General features: G+C 71.6%; 15 protein-coding genes. 10 read left to right on the forward strand and 5 right to left on the reverse strand.

Going from position 1 to position 19,716, the window contains the following annotated elements:
* Positions 1-157: 157 nt before the first annotated feature.
* The 4 genes from G6W55_RS31490 to G6W55_RS31505 all read left to right on the forward strand — a co-directional run bounded on the left by G6W55_RS31490 (position 158) and on the right by G6W55_RS31505 (position 7,670).
* Positions 158-1,387 carry a histidine kinase gene (locus G6W55_RS31490; RefSeq protein WP_175524125.1) on the forward strand — a complete coding sequence of 410 codons (1,230 nt, stop codon included), beginning with the start codon at positions 158-160 and terminating at the stop codon, positions 1,385-1,387.
* Positions 1,384-2,067 carry a response regulator transcription factor gene (locus G6W55_RS31495; RefSeq protein ID WP_030794541.1) on the forward strand — a complete coding sequence of 228 codons (684 nt, stop codon included), beginning with the start codon at positions 1,384-1,386 and terminating at the stop codon, positions 2,065-2,067. Before G6W55_RS31490 ends, G6W55_RS31495 begins: the two co-directional genes overlap by 4 nt.
* A 166-nt stretch (positions 2,068-2,233) precedes the next feature.
* The gene (locus G6W55_RS31500) at positions 2,234-5,341 is read left to right on the forward strand and encodes an efflux RND transporter permease subunit (protein WP_175524126.1); all 3,108 of its coding nucleotides are present in this window, start codon (positions 2,234-2,236) and stop codon (positions 5,339-5,341) included.
* Positions 5,342-5,438: 97 nt separating this feature from the next.
* Positions 5,439-7,670 carry a serine/threonine-protein kinase gene (locus G6W55_RS31505; RefSeq protein ID WP_175524127.1) on the forward strand — a complete coding sequence of 744 codons (2,232 nt, stop codon included), beginning with the start codon at positions 5,439-5,441 and terminating at the stop codon, positions 7,668-7,670.
* A 21-nt stretch (positions 7,671-7,691) separates the two neighbouring features.
* Here the strand turns inward: G6W55_RS31505 and nadA are convergent, their stop codons facing one another.
* The gene (nadA, locus tag G6W55_RS31510) at positions 7,692-8,876 is read right to left on the reverse strand and encodes a quinolinate synthase NadA (RefSeq protein WP_175524128.1); all 1,185 of its coding nucleotides are present in this window, start codon (positions 8,874-8,876) and stop codon (positions 7,692-7,694) included.
* A 275-nt stretch (positions 8,877-9,151) separates the two neighbouring features.
* Between nadA and G6W55_RS31515 the strand changes: the two genes are divergently transcribed.
* The gene (locus G6W55_RS31515) at positions 9,152-9,508 is read left to right on the forward strand and encodes an iron-sulfur cluster assembly accessory protein (RefSeq protein ID WP_030794551.1); all 357 of its coding nucleotides are present in this window, start codon (positions 9,152-9,154) and stop codon (positions 9,506-9,508) included.
* A gap of 88 nt (positions 9,509-9,596) precedes the next feature.
* On the opposite strand, the gene G6W55_RS31520 is transcribed toward G6W55_RS31515, so the two are convergent.
* Together G6W55_RS31520 and G6W55_RS31525 are read right to left on the reverse strand one after the other, a co-directional pair.
* A complete protein-coding gene (locus G6W55_RS31520) occupies positions 9,597-11,387 on the reverse strand; it encodes a hypothetical protein (RefSeq protein ID WP_175524129.1) in 1,791 nt (596 codons plus the stop codon).
* Positions 11,388-11,518: 131 nt separating this feature from the next.
* Entirely contained in the window at positions 11,519-11,728 is a 210-nt protein-coding gene (locus tag G6W55_RS31525; protein ID WP_030794557.1) for a hypothetical protein, read from the reverse strand.
* Between the two features lie 132 nt (positions 11,729-11,860).
* Here G6W55_RS31525 and G6W55_RS31530 point away from each other — a divergent pair, with 132 nt between their 5' ends.
* Positions 11,861-12,835: a carbohydrate kinase family protein gene (locus G6W55_RS31530; RefSeq protein WP_030794560.1), complete on the forward strand. Its 975-nt coding sequence runs from the start codon at positions 11,861-11,863 to the stop codon at positions 12,833-12,835.
* A gap of 27 nt (positions 12,836-12,862) precedes the next feature.
* Here the strand turns inward: G6W55_RS31530 and G6W55_RS31535 are convergent, their stop codons facing one another.
* Positions 12,863-14,218 carry a cysteine desulfurase/sulfurtransferase TusA family protein gene (locus G6W55_RS31535; RefSeq protein WP_175524130.1) on the reverse strand — a complete coding sequence of 452 codons (1,356 nt, stop codon included), beginning with the start codon at positions 14,216-14,218 and terminating at the stop codon, positions 12,863-12,865.
* Between the two features lie 285 nt (positions 14,219-14,503).
* On the opposite strand from G6W55_RS31535, the gene coxB reads away from it, so the two are divergent.
* The 4 genes from coxB to G6W55_RS31555 all read left to right on the forward strand — a co-directional run bounded on the left by coxB (position 14,504) and on the right by G6W55_RS31555 (position 19,043).
* Entirely contained in the window at positions 14,504-15,496 is a 993-nt protein-coding gene (coxB, locus tag G6W55_RS31540) for a cytochrome c oxidase subunit II (protein WP_375372490.1), read from the forward strand.
* Complete coding sequence (ctaD, locus tag G6W55_RS31545) at positions 15,493-17,229, forward strand: cytochrome c oxidase subunit I (RefSeq protein WP_030794569.1); 1,737 nt, start codon at positions 15,493-15,495, stop codon at positions 17,227-17,229. The genes coxB and ctaD overlap by 4 nt, the downstream gene beginning before the upstream one ends.
* The gene (locus G6W55_RS31550; RefSeq protein WP_030794572.1) at positions 17,226-17,624 is read left to right on the forward strand and encodes a cytochrome c oxidase subunit 4; all 399 of its coding nucleotides are present in this window, start codon (positions 17,226-17,228) and stop codon (positions 17,622-17,624) included. Before ctaD ends, G6W55_RS31550 begins: the two co-directional genes overlap by 4 nt.
* A gap of 159 nt (positions 17,625-17,783) precedes the next feature.
* Complete coding sequence (locus G6W55_RS31555) at positions 17,784-19,043, forward strand: Ig-like domain-containing protein (RefSeq protein ID WP_175524131.1); 1,260 nt, start codon at positions 17,784-17,786, stop codon at positions 19,041-19,043.
* Between the two features lie 65 nt (positions 19,044-19,108).
* Here the strand turns inward: G6W55_RS31555 and G6W55_RS31560 are convergent, their stop codons facing one another.
* The gene (locus G6W55_RS31560) at positions 19,109-19,510 is read right to left on the reverse strand and encodes a response regulator transcription factor (protein WP_175524132.1); all 402 of its coding nucleotides are present in this window, start codon (positions 19,508-19,510) and stop codon (positions 19,109-19,111) included.
* Positions 19,511-19,716 lie beyond the last annotated feature (206 nt).

The following is a 19,716-nucleotide window of genomic DNA, read 5'->3' on the forward strand; positions in this document are numbered from 1 at the left end:
ACTGATTCCCGGGTGACTCCGGGGGGATCCCCGGGCGGCTTCCGGGGGATCCCCGGGGGGCTCCAGGGGGTTCCCCCGGGTGGTCCCTTAAGGGGCCGCGGCGAGGTGCCGGGGGCGCGCCCCCGGACCCGGCACGGAAAGCGACGGTAGCTCCCCAGTGACCCCCCTCGCCCGAGCCCAGCGCCAGCTCACGGCGCACCCCCTCGCGGCGGACGCCGCGCTCGCCGCGGGCGTCCTGCTGTGCATGCTCGCCGGCTCCTTCGTGGACCCGCACAGCGGCCACAGCGTGAGCTGGCGCATCCGCACGCCCGACCCCCTCAGCCTGCTGCTGATGACCCTCGGCGCGGCCGCCCTCGTCTTCCGGCGCCGCGCCCCCATGGCGGTCCTCGCCGTCACCGGCACCGTCTCCGTCGTCGAGTCCGTCACCGGCGACCCCCGCGCCCCCGTCGCGATGTCCGCCGTCGTCGCCCTCTTCACCGTCGCCGCCACCACCGACCGCCCCACCACCTGGCGGGCCGGACTGCTCACCATGACCGTCCTCACCGGCGCCGCCATGCTCGCCGGCCCTCTGCCCTGGTACGCCCAGGAGAACCTCGGGATCCTCGCCTGGACCGGCATCGGCGCCACCGCCGGGGACGCCGTGCGCAGCCGGCGCGCGGTCGTGCAGGCCATCCGGGAGCGGGCCGAGCGCGCCGAGCGCACCCGGGAGGAGGAGGCCCGCCGCCGGGTCGCCGAGGAGCGGCTGCGCATCGCCCGGGACCTGCACGACGTCGTCGCCCACCACATCGCCCTGGTCAATGTGCAGGCCGGGGTCGCCGCCCATGTCATGGACCGACGGCCCGACCAGGCCAAGGAGGCCCTCGCCCACGTCCGCGAGGCCAGCCGCTCCGCCCTGAACGAACTGCGGGCCACCGTCGGTCTGCTGCGCCAGTCCGGCGACCCCGAGGCCCCCACCGAACCGGCGCCGGGCCTCGACCGCCTGGACGAACTCGCCGGCACGTTCCGCAGCGCCGGACTCCAGGTCGAGGTCGCCCGCTCCGACGACGGCACCACACTCCCCGCCGCCGTCGACCTGGCTGCCTACCGGGTCATCCAGGAGGCCCTCACCAACGTGCAGAAACACGCGGGCCCGGCGGCCAGGGCCGAGGTCAGCGTCGTCCGCGTCGGACCGAGCCTGGAGGTCACCGTCCTGGACGACGGCACCGACGACGGCCCCCGGGGAGCGGGGCCGCAGCAGGGCGGCGGCCACGGTCTGCTCGGCATGCGCGAACGCGTCACCGCGCTGCGCGGCACCCTCACCACCGGGCCCCGCTACGGAGGCGGCTTCCGCGTCCATGCGATCCTGCCCGTCACACCCCGCACCGCCGACGCGAAGGACCCCGTATGACCATCCGTGTCCTGCTCGCCGACGACCAGGCCCTGCTGCGCAGCGCGTTCCGGGTGCTCGTCGACTCCGAGCCCGACATGGAGGTGGTCGGCGAGGCGTCCGACGGCGCGGAGGCGGTCCGGCTGGCCGGGCGGGAGCGCCCCGACGTCGTCCTGATGGACATCCGGATGCCCGGCACGGACGGGCTCGCCGCGACCCGGCTGATCAGCGCCGACCCGGAGCTGGCCCAGGTGCGGGTGGTCATCCTGACGACCTTCGAGGTCGACGACTACGTGGTGCAGTCGCTGCGCGCGGGCGCCTCCGGGTTCCTCGGCAAGGGCAGCGAACCCGAGGAGCTGCTGAACGCCATCCGGATCGCCGCCGGCGGTGAGGCGCTGCTCTCCCCGGCCGCCACCAAGGGGCTGATCGCCCGTTTCCTCGCCCAGGGCGACGCGCTCGGCGACCATCGCGACCCGGCCCGCGCCGAGCGCCTCGACGCGCTGACCGTCCGGGAGCGCGAGGTCCTCGTCCAGGTCGCCGGCGGCCACTCCAACGACGAGATCGCCGAGCGTCTGGAGGTCAGCCCGCTGACGGTGAAGACGCACGTCAACCGGGCCATGGCCAAGCTGGGCGCGCGGGACAGGGCCCAGCTCGTGGTGATCGCGTACGAGTCCGGGCTGGTACGCCCGAGGGTGGACTGACCGCTCCCCGCGTACTGCGGGCGGAGTAGGAGCCGGATAAGGAAATGGACCTGGGGCTTACGGATCGGCCCCCGGCGATGGCCCAGGGTGTGAGGACCACATCCGTCCCCCGGCACCGACCGGACCCGTCCCCCCGCCACGCCTGCCGAAGAGAGACCCGCCGCCCATGTCCTGGCTGTCGAGATTCAGTCTCGCGCAACGGTCCCTGATAGCCCTGATGTCCCTCGTCGCCCTCGTCTTCGGCGCGATCGCCATCCCGCAGCTCAAGCAGCAGTTGCTGCCCACCATCGAACTGCCGATGGTGTCCGTGCTCGCCCCCTACCAGGGCGCCGCCCCGGACGTCGTGGAGAAGCAGGTCGTCGAGCCCCTCGAGGACAGCCTGGAGGGCGTCGACGGCATCACCGGCGTCACCTCCACCGCCAGCGAGGGCAACGCGCTCGTCGTGGCGTCCTTCGACTACGGCAACGACACCGAGCGTCTCGTCGCCGACGTCCAGCAGGCCGTCAACCGGGCCCGGGTGCGGCTCCCCGACACGGTGGACCCGCAGGTCGTCGCCGGCTCCACCGACGACATGCCGACCGTGGTCCTCGCCGTCACCTCCGGCAAGGACCAGCAGGCGCTCGCCGACCAGCTCGACACCACCGTCGTCCCGGCCCTGAAGGGCATCGACGGCGTCGGCCAGGTCGCCGTCACCGGCGTCCGCGACCTCCAGGTCTCGGTCACCCCCGACGCGGCGAAGCTGGCCGAGGCCGGTCTGACCACGCTGTCCCTGAGCCAGGCCCTGGAGGCGGGCGGCGCGACCGTCCCGGCCGGCTCCTTCGACGAGGCCGGTGCCAACCGCACCGTCCGGGTCGGCGGCGGCTACACCTCGGTCGCCCAGATCGAGGACCTGCGCATCGCCCGCGCGGCCGGCGGCAAGCCGGTCCGGCTCGGTGACGTGGCCGCCGTGCGCCAGGAGGAGGCCCCGGCCGACTCCCTCACCCGGACGAACGGCAGGCCCAGCCTCGCCGTCATGGTCACCATGGACCACGACGGCAGCGCCGTCTCCATCTCCGAGGCCGTCGAGGACAAGCTGCCCGCCCTGCGCGCCGACCTCGGCTCCGGCGCGGCGATCACCGTCGTCAGCGACCAGGGCCCGGCCGTGTCCCAGGCCATCGACGGTCTCACCACCGAGGGCGCGCTCGGCCTGCTCTTCGCCGTCCTGGTCATCCTGGTCTTCCTGGCGTCGGTCCGCTCCACCCTGGTGACGGCCGTCTCCATCCCGCTGTCCGTGGTGCTGGCGCTGATCGTCCTGTGGACGCGCGACCTCTCCCTGAACATGCTGACCCTGGGCGCGCTGACCATCGCGATCGGCCGGGTCGTCGACGACTCGATCGTCGTCCTGGAGAACATCAAGCGCCACCTCGGCTACGGCGAGGAGCGGCAGGCCGCGATCATCACCGCGGTGCGCGAGGTGGCCGGCGCGGTCACCTCCTCCACCCTCACCACGGTCGCCGTGTTCCTGCCGATCGGCCTGGTCGGCGGCATGGTGGGCGCCCTGTTCGGCTCGTTCAGCCTCACCGTCACGGCGGCCCTGCTGGCCTCCCTGCTGGTCTCGCTGACGGTCGTCCCGGTGCTGTCGTTCTGGTTCCTGCGCGCCCCCAAGGGCACCCCCGAGGACGCCGCGGAGGCTCGCCGCGCGGCCGAGGAGAAGGAGGCGAAGAGCCGCCTCCAGCGCTTCTACGTCCCCGTCCTGCGGTTCGCGACCCGGCGCCGGCTGACCAGCGTGGCCATCGCCGTCGTCGTCCTGCTCGGCACCTTCGGCATGGCGCCGCTGCTCAAGACGAACTTCTTCGACCAGGGCGAGCAGCAGGTCCTGACGGTGAAGCAGAAGCTGGCGCCCGGCACCAGCCTCGCCGCGACCGACGCGCAGGCGCGCAAGGTCGAGAAGCTGCTCGGCGCCACCGACGGTGTCAAGGACTACCAGGTCACCATCGGCTCCTCCGGCTTCATGGCGGCCTTCGGCGGCGGCACGGACACCAACCAGGCGTCCTACCAGGTCATGCTGGAGGACTCCGCGTCCTACGACGACGTCCAGGGCCGGATCGAGGACGGGCTGAAGAAGCTCGACGGCATCGGCACCACCACCGTCGCCGCCGGTGACGGCTTCGGCAGCCAGGACCTGAGCGTCGTCGTCAAGGCGGCCGACGCCGATGTGCTGCGCACGGCCGCCGAGCAGGTCCGCGAGACCGTGGCCGGACTCGACCACGTCACCGACGTGACCAGCGACCTCTCGCAGAGCGTGCCCCGCATCTCGGTCAAGGCCAACGACAAGGCGGCCGCGGCCGGGTTCGACGACCGCACCCTCGGCGCGGCGGTCGCCCAGGCGGTCCGCGGCACCCCGGCCGCCAAGGCGATCCTGGACGACACCGAGCGCGACGTCGTCATCACCTCGGCGAAGCCCGCCGGCACCCTGGCCGAGCTGAAGAACCTCCGCCTGGGCGCGGTGAAGCTGTCCGACGTCGCCACGGTCGAACTGGTCGACGGACCCGTCGCCATGACCCGCATCGACGGCCAGCGCGCCGCCACCGTCACCGCCCGCCCGACCGGCGACAACACCGGCGCGGTGAGCACGAAGCTCCAGGCCGAGATCACCGCCCTGAAGCTCCCGGCGGGCGCCACCGCCGAGATCGGCGGGGTCAGCCAGGACCAGGACGACGCCTTCGCCAACCTGGGCCTCGCGATGCTCGCGGCCATCGCGATCGTCTTCATGCTGCTGGTCGCGACCTTCCGCTCGCTCGCCCAGCCGCTGATCCTGCTGGTCTCCATCCCGTTCGCGGCCACCGGCGCGATCGGCCTGCTGATCGCCACCGGCACCCCGATGGGCGTCCCGGCGATGATCGGCATGCTGATGCTCATCGGCATCGTGGTGACCAACGCGATCGTCCTGATCGACCTCATCAACCAGTACCGGGCCCAGGGCTACGGCGTCATCGAAGCCGTCGTCGAGGGCGGCCGCCACCGGCTGCGCCCGATCCTGATGACGGCGCTGGCGACCATCTTCGCCCTGCTCCCGATGGCCCTGGGCGTCACCGGCGAGGGCGGCTTCATCGCCCAGCCGCTGGCGGTGGTCGTGATCGGCGGTCTGATCACCTCGACCCTGCTCACCCTGCTCCTCGTCCCGACGCTCTACGCGATGCTGGAACTCCGCAAGGAGCGCCGGGCCGCCAAGCGCGCCGCGAAGCGGCAGGCGGCGGCGGAGCCCGAGAAGACCCCGGAACCCGCCGGAGTCTGACCGGACTCCGGCCCCGGCCGCGCCGATGTCCCTTCCCCCGCACGGGTTTTCTATCCTGTGAACGCGAACTGCTCGGCGGGGGAAGGGAACAGGGGCGTTGCCGCTGCACAAGGACGATCCGAAGGCGCTCGGCGGACACCGCATCGTCGACCGCCTCGGCTCCGGGGGAATGGGCGTCGTCTACCTGGGCCGCTCCCGGTCGGGCCGTGAGGTCGCCGTCAAGGTGGTCCACGCCCAGTACGCGCAGGACGACGTCTTCCGCGCCCGGTTCCGGCAGGAGATCGCCGCCGTCCGCCGGGTCAGCGGCGCCTTCACCGCCCCGGTCGTGGACGCCGACCCGGAGGCCGAACGGCCCTGGATGGCCACCCAGTACGTGCCGGGACCGGCGCTGTCCGCCCGGATCCGCGACGGCGGCCCCCTCAAGGGCGCCGAACTGCGCCTGCTGGCCCTGGGGCTGGTGGAGGCGCTGCGCGACATCCACCGGGCCGGGGTGGTCCACCGCGACCTCAAGCCCGCCAACGTCCTGATGGCCGGGGACGGCCCCCGCGTCATCGACTTCGGCATCTCCCGCGCCGCCGGGAACCAGACCCTCACCGAGACCGGCCACGCGATCGGCACCCCGCCGTTCATGTCCCCGGAGCAGTTCACGGACCCCCGCTCGGTCGGCCCCGCCTCGGACGTGTTCTCCCTCGGCGCGCTGCTGGTGTTCGCGGCGACCGGCCGCGGCCCCTTCGACGCCGAGAGCCCCTATCTGACGGCGTACCGGGTCATGCACGAGGAACCCGAGGTGGACGCCGTCGCCGGGCCGCTGCGCGCGGTGCTGACCCGCTGCCTCGCCAAGGAGCCCGCCGACCGGCCCGAACTGGCCGAACTGGGACCGGAGTTCGCCGCGGCGCTGCCCGAACCGGCGGCGGACGACACCCGGACGGTGACCCTGCGGCCGCCGCCCGCCCCCGCCGTCCGCGAGGAGCCCACCCAGGCCGGCGCCGCACCCCGCCCGGCCCGCGTGAGCCGGTCGCGCCGGTGGCCGGTCCTGGCGGGGGTGGCGGGCGTGCTGGCCGTGGCGCTCACCGGCTACCTCCTGTCCGACCCCTTCCGGCGGGGCGACGCGACCGCGGCGCCGGACGGCACCGCCCGCCCGGCCGCCTCCCGCTGGGACTCGCTGCCGGCCGGCTGGAAGCCGTGGCGGACCTCGCTCTACGGGGCCGCGCTCTCCGGTGTGACCCGGCCGATGAACGACAACGGAAGCTCCCTCGGCACCACCCTGTCCTGCGCGATGGGCGAGGACGCCCTGTACTGCGGAGGCAACGGGGTTCTGCCGGTCCGGATCGACGCGACCGACGGCCGGCGGGGCTGGCGCGCCGACTCGGTGCCCTCGGGCGTGCCGATGGACACGTACGACAGCACGGTCCTCGGGGAGCACGACGGGGCGCTGCTGGTCCTCCAGTCGGTGGTGAGCGACACCGGCGGCGACCCGAGGGCCACCGTCCTGGCCCTCGACACCCGCACCGGCGAGCGGCTCTGGTCCCGCACACTGGGCGGACGGGACGTCGAGCCCGCTCTCGTCGGCGGCCTGGTGCTCACCCCGGACGGCAGGCGCGTCACGGCCCGCGACCCGCGCGACGGCCGTGCGCGCTGGACCGCTGACCTGCCCGCCGGGCCGACCTACTCCTGCGCCTTCCACGACCTCGGGGGCGTGCCGTACGCGGGCTGTCTCGACGCCGGCTCACCGATGCGGAACGTGTTCTACGCCCTGGACCCGGACGACGGCACGATCCGGAAGGTGGCCGTGCCGGACGACCTCGAACACGTCGGGGTCACCGGCGGCGATCTGGTCTTCGTGGCGTCCGGCCGGCAGGACGAGCCGGTCTCCGGGGACTCGGTCCACGGCGAGGTCGTGCTGATCGACCCGGACACCGGGTCGGTACGGCGGCGGAACCTGCCGGACGGCACGCGCGGCGAGGCGTCGGCGGCGGGCGGGGTGCTCTGCCTCGCCTCCTCCAGCGGCCGGATGACCGCCTACGCGCCGAGGACGGGCAAGCGGCTGTGGACGACCTCCACCACGCTCCAGCAGCCCGGCGGCATGGTCGCCGACGCGCGGGGCCGCACCCTGTTCGCGGCCAGCGCCTCCGGGCGGGTGGCCGCGCTCGACGCGGCCACCGGGCGACTGCTGTGGGAGTCCCCGGCGCGCGCCGAGCAGGTCATCGACACCAGCTACCACCAGGCACGGGTCTTCCACGCCGACGGCGCCCTGGTCGTCCTCGCCCCCGACGGCACCGTCTTCACGCTGGACCCGCGTCACCCCGGCCGGGAACCGGTCGCGGGGTGAGGCGGGTGCGCGGCGGTCCGGCTACGGCAGCGCCAGCATGCGCTCCAGGGCCAGCTTGGCGAACGCCTCGGTCTCCTGGTCGACCTCGATGCGGTTGACCAGCTTGCCGGCGGCGAGGGACTCCAGGGTCCACACCAGGTGGGGCAGGTCGATGCGGTTCATGGTCGAGCAGAAGCAGACCGTGCGGTCGAGGAAGACGATCTCCTTGCCCTCCGGCGCGAACCGGTCGGCCAGCCGGCGGACCAGGTTCAGTTCGGTGCCGATGGCCCACTTCGAGCCGGCCGGGGCCGCCTCCAGCGCCTTGATGATGTACTCGGTCGAGCCGACGTAGTCCGCCGCGGCCACGACCTCGTGCCGGCACTCGGGGTGCACCAGGACGTTGACGCCGGGGATCCGGGCGCGGACGTCCTCGACCGACTCCAGGCTGAAACGGCCGTGCACCGAGCAGTGGCCGCGCCACAGGATCATCTTCGCGTCACGGAGCTGCTGGGCGGTCAGCCCGCCGTCGGGCTTGTGCGGGTTGTAGACGACACAGTCCTCCAGGGACAGGCCCATGTCCCGCACGGCCGTGTTGCGGCCGAGGTGCTGGTCCGGCAGGAACAGGATCTTCTCGCCCTGCTCGAACGCCCACTCCAGGGCCCGCCGGGCGTTGGAGGAGGTGCAGATCGTGCCGCCGTGCTTGCCCGTGAACGCCTTGATGTCGGCGGACGAGTTCATGTACGACACCGGCACGACCTGCTCGGCCATACCGGCCGCGGTCAGCACGTCCCAGCACTCGGCGACCTGCTCGGCCGTCGCCATGTCGGCCATGGAGCAGCCGGCGGCGAGGTCGGGCAGGACCACCTTCTGGTCCTCCGACGTCAGGATGTCGGCGGACTCGGCCATGAAGTGCACACCGCAGAAGACGATGTACTCGGCCTCCGGGCGGGCGGCCGCGTCCCGGGCCAGCTTGAAGGAGTCGCCCGTGACGTCGGCGAACTGGATCACCTCGTCGCGCTGGTAGTGGTGGCCGAGCACGAAGACCTTGTCACCGAGCTTCTCCTTGGCCGCGCGGGCGCGCTCGACCAGGTCCGGGTCCGACGGCGAGGGCAGGTCGCCGGGACACTCGACACCCCGCTCGCTCTTCGGGTCGGCCTCACGGCCGAGCAGCAACAGGGCGAGCGGACTCGGCTGTACGTCGAGTTCCGTGGTCTGGGCGGTGGTCACGTCACGCACCCTTTCTGCTTTTCGTCTATCTGACGTTATCTATGATAGCTTGCTTCACGTCACTTTGACGATGGTCATTGCGTCGATGTGACATGAATCCCGGTGAGCACACCGCGGCCGCCTGCGGCGGAGCGCACGGTCGCTGTTCGCTTCGGCGCCGGTGTGCGAGCATGAAGAGACAGGCGAAAGAGAAGTGCCCGGCCCGGAATGAATCCGCGGCCCCGTCGGTTGCAACCGTCGGCAAGCAGTCTCCGTACAACCCGGGAGAGATGTAGATGTCCGTATCGGACGAGACCAGCACCGTCACCGACGGCATCATCCTGTCCGACGCCGCCGCGGCGAAGGTCAAGGCCCTGCTCGACCAGGAAGGCCGTGACGACCTGGCCCTGCGCGTCGCCGTTCAGCCGGGCGGCTGCTCCGGCCTGCGCTACCAGCTCTTCTTCGACGAGCGCTCGCTCGACGGCGACGTCGTCAAGGACTTCGACGGCGTCAAGGTCGTCACCGACCGTATGAGCGCCCCCTACCTGGGCGGCGCGTCCATCGACTTCGTCGACACCATCGAGAAGCAGGGCTTCACGATCGACAACCCGAACGCGACGGGCTCCTGCGCCTGCGGCGACTCCTTCAGCTAAAGCCGCCGCGATCCACGCGAAAGGCGGCGGCCCCCACCTCGATGGGGGCCGCCGCCTTTGTCGTACGCCTCGGCGAAGGAGCGCCGGGTCACCGGGGCAGCCGGGCCCCCGGCTTCTCCAGCGGGATCGCCGCGCCGTCCGAGCCGACGACCTTCCGGTCACCGAGCGGCTCGTCCAGCTTCACGCTCTGGTGGAACTCCTTGGCGATCATGATGCAGACCTTGTCCTGCCACGGCGTCTCGGTCACCGTGACCTTCACCTGGCCGCCGGACTCGACCGCCGTCGCCGCGTAGTCGCCGCACACCCCGCCGGTGAAGCTCACGATCAGCTCGTCGCCCTCGGCCGTGTATCCGTCGACCCGGACATCACGCCGGTCCTCGCCCGAGGTGGCGCTCGGTGCCGGTGAGGGCTTCGAGGCCGAGGCCGGCTCCAGATACGCCGGCTCCACCGCCGGATGCGTCAGCCGGTAGCCGTCCGCCGCGCCCCGCGCCTTCACGTCGAACAGCCAGGTCGGTACGAGCACCTGCCGACCGCCCGAGGTGTGCGGGGCGAGCCCGAGCACCGCGTCCTCGACCGTGACCGTCTCCCGCTTCCCGGCCGCGGGGTCCGTCGACGTGTCGCAGGGGCTCTCCAGCTTGTCCTTCAGCGGCACCGGGCTCGCGCACCCGCCGATGCCCATCCGGTGTTCCGTCCCCGGCGCCGCGTTCATCGCCGCCAGCGCCTCGTCGGCGCTCAGCAGCGGATACGTGGCACCCTTCACCGGCGCGCCGAGCTGCCCGTCGGCGCCCACGACCTCGCCCTGCGCGCTGACCGTGACGCCGGTCGTCCAGCCGTAGGAGGGCAGACCGCCGATGGCCGGATCGGCGTTCACGATCCGCTGGGAGCCCATCACCTGGCTCGCGTCCAGCTCGGCGTCCTCCTGCCCGACGGCCTTGAGGACCGGCGCCGCCGCCTTCTTCGCGGCCGCCTCGCTCACCGGGGCGGTGGCCGGGGCCGCCGGGTCCTTGGTGCACTTGGCGAGGGAGCCGGTGCAGTTGTCGGTGCCGGGCGCGTACCGGCTGAACGTCCAGGAACTCGGCGCCTCCCGGCGTACCCGCAGGACCGGGCCCGAGCCGTCGTTGCCGGAGCCGACCTTCCAGGCGTCCCCGTCGGCCGTCGGCGTCCCGGCGACCCCGAGCGCCTTCGCCAGCCGGGCGACCTCGTCCTTGCCGACCGTGCCCGTCGCCCAGTACACGGGCGCGGTGCCGGGGCCGTCGGGCAGGTCGCCCTCAGCCACGTACGTCACCCCGTAGGGGTTCGGCTCGCCGGGCGCGATGCCGGCCGTGTCACCGGGGGTGCCGTCGTCGGCCGCCTTGCCCGTGTAGTCGTCCAGCGAGAGCGCCGGGGGAGTGCCGTCCCCGGAGGGCGCCCCCGACCCGCCGCCCGAGCCACCGGTGGCCTGCGCGGTGAGATACGCCCCGCCCCCGCCCACCAGCAGCACGGCGGCGGCCACGGAGGCGACGAGCAGAGGGGAACGGCGGCGGGACGCGGGCGGGGCGGCATCGGGGGTGACATCGGCTCCGCCGACGTCCCCGGTGTCTTCACCGTCCCCGGCGCCCTCGGCCGCGGTGTCTTCGACGACGGTGTCCTCGACGGCGGCGCCCTCGGCCTCAGGCTTCTCGGCCGCCGCGTCCTCGACCTGGGGCTTCTCGGCCGCGGCCGCTTCCGCCTCGGGCCTCTCGGCCGTGGCCTCGTCGGCCGTCACGTCCTCGGCCCGGGTCGCTTCCGTGTCGGCCCCGGCCGGGTCCTCCGCCGAGCCCGGTGCCGTCTCCGACTCCGCCCGTTCCGGCTCGCGCGCGGCGGCGGTGTCGTCGTCGTTCTCGGGTCGCTCGGTGTTCACCGCATCGCTCCTTCGGCTGCCCTGCTGTCGTACCCCACATCCCCTTTACGGGGGACAGCGATGGGACGCGGCGGGGGAGCGCACGGTTCCCTTCCGAGCGCCACAGGGATTACCCCAGGGCGCCGCAGGGGTTAGTTTCCGTAGTCCGGCATCGCTTCCAGCAGCCTCGCCGACCTCGCCGGGACGGAGACGCCGTGGATGAGGGAGGGGGAGACCGGGCGCGAGGCGTCCTTCTCCGGCGCCGCCCAGTGCGGAGCCATCCGGGCGCAGTCGCCCCACAGCGGCGCCAGGCCGCCTTCGAGGTCGGCCGGAGCGGTCGCGGGGAGATCGAGGTTCGTCATGGCGGAACCGTAAGCACGCCGGAGCCCGCGAAGAAAGATCTACTATCGGGTAGTTTCGACTGCTTCAACGGTGCCGCTCCACCGGGTAGCGTGAACTGTCAATCCCCCTCCCCTCACAGGAGAGTCCACGCCGTGCGCATCGCAGTCACCGGCTCCATCGCAACCGACCACCTCATGACCTTCCCTGGCCGCTTCGCCGACCAGCTCGTCGCGGACCAGCTCCACACGGTCTCGCTCTCCTTCCTGGTCGACCAGTTGGACGTACGGCGCGGCGGAGTCGGGGCGAACATCGCCTACGGCATGGGGCAGCTCGGCACCAGGCCCGTGCTGGTCGGCGCCGCCGGCTCCGACTTCGACGACTACCGTGCGTGGCTGGACCGCCACGGTGTCGACACCGAGTCGGTCCGTATCTCGGAGACCCTGCACACCGCCCGCTTCGTGTGCACCACCGACGCCGACCACAACCAGATCGGCTCCTTCTACACCGGCGCCATGAGCGAGGCCCGGCTCATCGAGCTGAAGACCGTGGCCGACCGCGTCGGCGGTCTCGACCTGGTCCTGATCGGCGCCGACGACCCGGAGGCCATGCTCCGCCACACGGAGGAGTGCCGCTCCCGCACGATCCCGTTCGCCGCCGACTTCTCCCAGCAGATCGCCCGGATGGACGGCGAGGAGATCCGCATCCTGCTGGACGGCGCGACCTACCTCTTCTCCAACGAGTACGAGAAGGGCCTCATCGAGACCAAGACCGGCTGGAGCGATGAGGAGATCCTCGGCAAGGTCGGCCACCGCGTCACCACCCTCGGCTCCCGCGGCGTCCGCGTCGAGCGGGCCGGCGAGGAGCCGATCGAGGTCGGCTGCCCGCAGGAGGAGCGCAAGGCCGAGCCCACCGGTGTCGGCGACGCCTTCCGGGCCGGCTTCCTGTCCGGTCTGGTCTGGGGCGTCTCCCTGGAGCGCGCCGCCCAGATCGGCTGCATGCTCGCCACCCTCGTCATCGAGACGGTCGGCACCCAGGAGTACCAGTTGCGCCGCGCCCACTTCATGGACCGCTTCGCCACCGCCTACGGCGACGAGGCCGCCTCCGAGGTCCGCAAGCACCTCGGCTGAGACCCCGGAGCCCGTATCCTCGCGGGCTCAGGACACCCGGCGGACCACATACGCGACACCGTGGTCCGCCGGTTCCTCACCCACGTACTCCTGCCCGCGCATCTCGCACCACGCCGGGATGTCCAGCCGGGCCGCCTCGTCGTCGGAGAGCACCCGCACCGTGCCGCCCACCGGCACGTCCCCGATGACCTTCGCCAGCTCGATGACCGGGATCGGGCACCGCCGGCCCAGCGCGTCCACCACGAGCGAGTCCGCGCGCACCTCCGCGGCCGGCGCCGCCACCGGCGCCCCCAGCTTCTCCCGCACCCCGGCCACCACCCCCGGCAGCACGTCCAGGAACCGCTCCACGTCCGCCTCGGCCGTGCCGAACGGCAGGGACACCCGGACGTTCCCCTCGCTCAGCACCCCCATGGCCCGCAGCACATGGCTCGGCGTCAGCGTGTCACTGGTGCAGGACGACCCCGAGGACACCGAGAACCCCTCCCGGTCCAGTTCGTGCAGCAGCGCCTCCCCGTCGACGTACAGACAGGAGAACGTGACGATCCCCGGCAGCCGGCGCAGCGGATCGCCCACGACCTCGACGTCCGGGACCAGTTGGGGCACCCGGAGCCGGATCCGCTCCGTCAGTTCCCGCAGCCGTACCGCCTCCGCGGCGGCCTTGGCCCGCACCGCCCGCAGGGACGCCACGGCCGCCACGACCGCCGGCAGGTTCCCGAACTCCTCCGCCTCACGGGCCGCGAACCGCACGCCCTTGCGCACCACCAGCAGCCCGACCCCCGAAGGCCCGCCCCATTTGCGCGCACTGGCGGTCAGCGCCGACCAGCCGCCGTCCACCCGCCCCCACGGCAGCGACTGGGCCGCGTCCACCAGCAGCGGCACCCCCGCCGCCCGGCACGCCTCGGCGACGGCCGCGACCGGCTGTTCGGTGCCCACCTCGTGATTGGCCGACTGAAGACACGCCAGCGCGGTGTCGGGGCGCAGCGCCTCCGCGTACGCGCCGCTCTCGACGGCACCGCCGCGCAGCACCGGCAGCCGGGTCACCGTGCCGCCGTCGGCCTCGAACGCCTCGGCCGAACGGAGTACCGACGAATGCTCGACGGATGACACGATCAGGTGACGTCCGATCCGCCGTCGGCCCGTCAGCATCCCGGCCACGCCCGTCTGCACGGCCCGGGTCCCGGAGGACGTGAACGTCAGTTCGCCGGGACGGCAGCCGACCGCCTCCGACGCCGCCTCCCGGGCGGCGTCGAGCAGGATCCGCGCCCTGCGCCCCTCCCGGTACAGCTTCCCCGGATCGGCCCATCCCTCGTCCAGCGAGGCCGACAACGCCTGGTGGGCCACGGGATGGAGAGGGGCGGCGGACGCGGCGTCGAAGTAGGCCATACGGCAACGGTAGAACGTACGGCAGGCGTTCACGGCCGCGGGGAACCGTACGAGAGCGGCGACAACGCGCCCGGACCGGCCAAAGCGCCCGAACCTCCGAGCTACTGGGCGCTTTCGGGTGACCCGCCGCGCGTATGCCACCCTCCCCGCGAACCCCCGGAAGGCGTCGGCTAGGGTTTGGTCCGCATAAACATCCAAACCCCTGCCCGACGCAGGGCGGCGACCGACCAGCGAGAAGGCAGGCCGCAGCCAACCGCGCGGGCGAGACTCTCGGGAAGGCGCTACGTGAGTCCCAACGGCTCCGACCTCCCCCACAGCCGGAATGGCGTGGGCGGGACCCCCAAGCCGCGGCGCCCGATGCGTCGGAAGCTGCTACAGGCAATGACCGCGGGCCTGGTCCTGGCGACCGCCACCGGTTGCACATACAAGGACTTCCCCCGGCTTGGCATGCCCACCCCGGTCACAGAGGAGGCTCCGCGGATCCTCTCCCTGTGGCAGGGCTCCTGGGCGGCCGCGCTCGCCACCGGTGTGCTGGTGTGGGGCCTGATCCTGTGGAGCGCTTTCTTCCACCGGCGCAGCCGCACGAAGGTCGAAGTTCCTCCGCAGACCCGGTACAACATGCCCATCGAGGCGTTGTACACGGTGGTGCCGATCATCATCGTCTCGGTGCTGTTCTACTTCACGGCTCGTGACGAGTCGAAGCTGCTCAGCCTCGAGAAGAAGCCCGACGTCACGGTCAACGTGGTCGGCTTCCAGTGGAGCTGGTGCTTCAACTACATCGAGAACGTCGACGGTTCCAGCGGGGACGCGAAGACCGACGCGAACCTGGCCGCGATCCCGGACCGGTTCAAGAAGGACTTCCCCGCCGACGCGGGCGGCGTCTACTCCTGCGGTGTCCCCAACGAGCGGAACCCGCAGACGAACAACCCGGGTCCGACCCTCTGGCTCCCCGAGGGCAAGACCGTCCGCTTCGTCCTCACCTCGCGTGACGTCATCCACTCCTTCTGGGTGGTGCCGTTCCTCATGAAGCAGGACGTCATTCCGGGTCACACCAACGCCTTCCAGGTGGTCCCCAACGCAGAGGGCACCTACCTGGGCAAGTGCGCCGAGCTGTGCGGTGTGGACCACTCCCGGATGCTGTTCAACGTCAAGGTGGTCTCCCCCGAGCGCTACGAGCAGCACCTCAAGGAACTCGCCGAGAAGGGGCAGACCGGTTACGTTCCCGCGGGCATCGAGCAGACCGCCCATGAGAAGAACCGGGAGACGAACAACCTGTGAGCATCCTCAACGACCCCCAGGGTGCCGCGGCAGCCGAGGGCTCCTACGAGAACGAGCTGCCGGTCAGGCGTAAGCAGCCCGGCAATGTCGTGGTCAAGTGGCTCACCACCACCGACCACAAGACCATCGGTACGTTGTACCTGGTCACGTCGTTCGTGTTCTTCTGCATCGGTGGCGTGATGGCGCTCGTCATGCGCGCCGAGCTGGCCCGTCCGGGCCTCCAGATCATGTCGAACGAGCAGTTCAACCAGGCGTTCACGATGCACGGCACGATCATGCTGCTGATGTTCGCGACGCCGCTGTTCGCCGGCTTCGCGAACTGGATCATGCCGCTCCAGATCGGCGCGCCGGACGTCGCCTTCCCGCGGCTGAACATGTTCGCCTACTGGCTCTACCTGTTCGGCTCGCTCATCGCCGTCGCGGGCTTCCTCACCCCGAACGGCGCGGCCGACTTCGGCTGGTTCGCCTACTCCCCGCTGTCGGACGCGGTCCGCAGCCCGGGCATCGGCGCCGACATGTGGATCATGGGCCTGGCCTTCTCCGGCTTCGGCACCATCCTCGGCTCGGTCAACTTCATCACCACCATCATCTGCATGCGCGCGCCCGGCATGACGATGTTCCGCATGCCGATCTTCGTGTGGAACGTGCTGCTGACCGGTGTGCTGGTCCTGCTGGCCTTCCCGGTGCTGGCCGCCGCGCTGTTCGCCCTGGAGGCGGACCGCAAGTTCGGTGCCCATATCTTCGACGCCGCCAACGGCGGCGCGCTGCTGTGGCAACACCTCTTCTGGTTCTTCGGCCATCCAGAGGTGTACATCATCGCGCTGCCGTTCTTCGGCATCATCTCCGAGGTCATCCCGGTCTTCTCGCGCAAGCCGATGTTCGGTTACTTCGGCCTGATCGCGGCGACCATCGCGATCGCGGGTCTGTCCGTGACGGTGTGGGCCCACCACATGTACGTCACCGGCGGAGTACTCCTGCCGTTCTTCTCCTTCATGACGTTCCTCATCGCGGTCCCGACCGGTGTGAAGTTCTTCAACTGGATCGGCACGATGTGGAAGGGCTCACTGTCCTTCGAGACACCGATGCTCTGGGCGACGGGCTTCCTCGTCACCTTCACCTTCGGCGGCCTCACGGGCGTCATCCTGGCCTCGCCGCCGATGGACTTCCACGTCTCCGACTCGTACTTCGTGGTGGCGCACTTCCACTACGTCGTCTTCGGCACCGTCGTCTTCGCGATGTTCTCCGGCTTCCACTTCTGGTGGCCGAAGTGGACGGGCAAGATGCTCGACGAGCGGCTCGGCAAGATCACCTTCTGGACGCTGTTCGTCGGCTTCCACGGCACCTTCCTGGTCCAGCACTGGCTGGGCGCCGAGGGCATGCCGCGCCGGTACGCCGACTATCTGGCGGCCGACGGGTTCACCGCCCTGAACACCATCTCGACGATCAGCTCCTTCATCCTGGGCCTGTCGATCCTGCCGTTCCTCTACAACGTGTGGAAGACGGCGAAGTACGGCAAGCCCGTCGGTGTCGACGACCCGTGGGGTTACGGCCGCTCCCTGGAGTGGGCGACCTCCTGCCCGCCGCCCCGGCACAACTTCCTCACCCTGCCGCGGATCCGCAGTGAATCCCCGGCGTTCGACCTGCACCACCCCGAGATCGCGGCGCTGGAGCAGTTGGAGCACGCCGGCCACGGTGCGGGCGCCATCTCGGGCAGCAAGGAGGCCGGCAAGTGAAGATCCAGGGCAAGATGTTCGTCTGGCTGAGCGTCTTCGTCCTCGCCATGGCGGTCGTCTATGGCGTGTGGTCGAAGGAGCCGGCCGGTACCACGGCCCTCTTCCTGGCCTTCGGCCTGTGCATCATGGTCGGCTTCTACCTGGGCTTCACCGCCCGGCGGGTCGACACCGGTGCCCAGGACAACAAGGAGGCCGACGTCGCGGACGACGCCGGCGAGCTGGGCTTCTTCAGCCCGCACAGTTGGCAGCCGCTGTCGCTCGCCATCGGCGGCGCCCTGGCCTTCCTGGGTGTCGCGGTCGGCTGGTGGCTGCTGTACTTCTCCGCCCCGCTGGTCCTCATCGGCATCTTCGGCTGGGTCTTCGAGTACTACCGCGGTGAGAACCGCACCCAGTAGGACGTACGCCGCGAGCGGCGCGCAGTAGCACGCGCCGAGCGCACGGGAGCCCGGACACTCCGTCACGGAGGGTCCGGGCTCCGTCTTTTGCCGCAATGCGTGTCCTCCATCCGTGGCGTCCAGCGCGCCGCTGTTGACGCGGCTCCCTAGCGTGAAGTCATGAGCCACTCACCCCGCCCCCGCACCGTCGTCGGCTGCACGCTGCTGGTGACCGCCCTGGTCGCGGGCGCCAACGCCTGCGGCTCGAGCGACAACCCCCTGGCCGCCCGCCCCTACGACGCGAGCAGCATGGTCTCCTTCAACACCCCCGAGGACGAGGGCAAGAAGGCCGACCCCGACAAGCCGCTGGAGATCACCACCGCGGACTCCGACGACCGCATCACGGACGTCACCGCCGTGGACGCCACCGGCCGCTACGTGGCCGGCGAACTCGCTGCCGACGGCAGCCGCTGGCACAGCACCGAGCCGCTGGCCGCCGACGCCCACTACACGGTCCGGGTCAGCACCGAGGACGACAACGGCGCCCCCGGCCGCCGGGTCGTCACGTTCGACACCGGCAAGCCCAGCGGGAAGAAGCGCCTGACCGTCGAGTTCGGCCCGGAGGCGGGCGACTACGGCGTCGGACAGCCCGTCACCGCCACCCTGAGCGAGCCCGTCAAGGACCCCGCCCAGCGGGCCGTCGTGGAGCGCGGCCTCAAGGTCGACTCCACCCCGTCCGTGCAGGGCGCCTGGTACTGGGTGGACGACAAGGAACTCCACTACCGGCCCAAGGAGTACTGGCCCGCCCACGCCACCGTCCGCGCGCGCAGCAACCTGGACGGCATCAAGATCGGCGACCGGCTGTGGGGCAGCAAGAGCAAGGAACTGAAGCTGGCCATCGGCGACCGGGTCGTCGCCGTCACGGACGCCTCCAGCCACCAGATGACGGTCTACCGGGGCGACGAGGTCGTCAACACGATCCCGGTCACCACCGGCAAGCCCGGCTTCGAGACCCGCAACGGCGTCAAGGTGGTCCTGGGCAAGGAGTACCTCGTACGGATGCGCGGTACCTCGATCGGTATCGCCGAGGGCTCCTCCGAGTCGTACGACCTCGACGTGTACTACGCCACCCGGGTGACCTGGAGCGGCGAGTACGTCCACGCCGCCCCCTGGAGCGTGGGCTCCCAGGGCTACGAGAACGTCAGCCACGGCTGCACCGGGATGAGCACGTCCAACGCGGCCTGGTTCTACGAGAACGTGCGCCGCGGCGACGTGGTCAAGGTGGTCAACAGCTACGGCGACACCATGGAGACCTTCGGCAACGGCTTCGGCGACTGGAACGTCGACTGGAAGAAGTGGACGACGGGCAGCGCCTTGACGGGCGGTGGGAAGACGGCGGGACAGCACGACACGTCGACCCTGCGGCCCGCGGCGGTCTGAGCCGCCCCGCGGGCGCCCGGGCCCGGATCACGCACCGGACGGCCCGGGGAGCCCGCACCCGCCTCTCAGGCGCTCTGGAGCCTCTTCTGCCGCAGCAGGGCGGCCAGCGCGTCGGCGAACTCCACCGGGTCCACCGGCAGCGTCACCGCGGCGTCCGCACGGCTCCAGGTGGCCAGCCAGGCGTCCTGCGGCCGCCCCATGAGCAGCAGCACGGGCGGGCACTGGAACACCTCGTCCTTGAGCTGCCGGCACAGACCCATGCCGCCCATGGGCACGGCCTCGCCGTCCAGGACGACGACGTCGACGCCGCCCCGGTCCAGCTCGCGCACGACCGCCGCGGGCGTGGCGCACTCCAGGAACTCGACCACGGGCACATCGGGGGCCGGCCGCCGGCCGGTGGCGAGGCGCACCTGCTCGCGGGTGTTGGAGTCGTCGCTGTAGACCAGCACCGTGGCGGTCGCCTGCATGCTTCCTCCGTGACATCGGCGTCGTACGGACAGAACCGTTGCGGCGGATGCTACTCCCTTGAACACCCCGTCAACACCGGTTGGAACACGACTTCGATGGGCCATCCGGGCAGTACACGACGTGCGAACACTCCGAACGGCACCCCCCGGAGTGAGGGCGGGATAAGCGACCGACATAATGTCGGTCGTGGCGACAGCAACGACAG

The organism is Streptomyces sp. CAI-85, from assembly GCF_013363615.1.
Taxonomy (GTDB): Bacteria; Actinomycetota; Actinomycetes; order Streptomycetales; family Streptomycetaceae; genus Streptomyces; species Streptomyces antibioticus_B.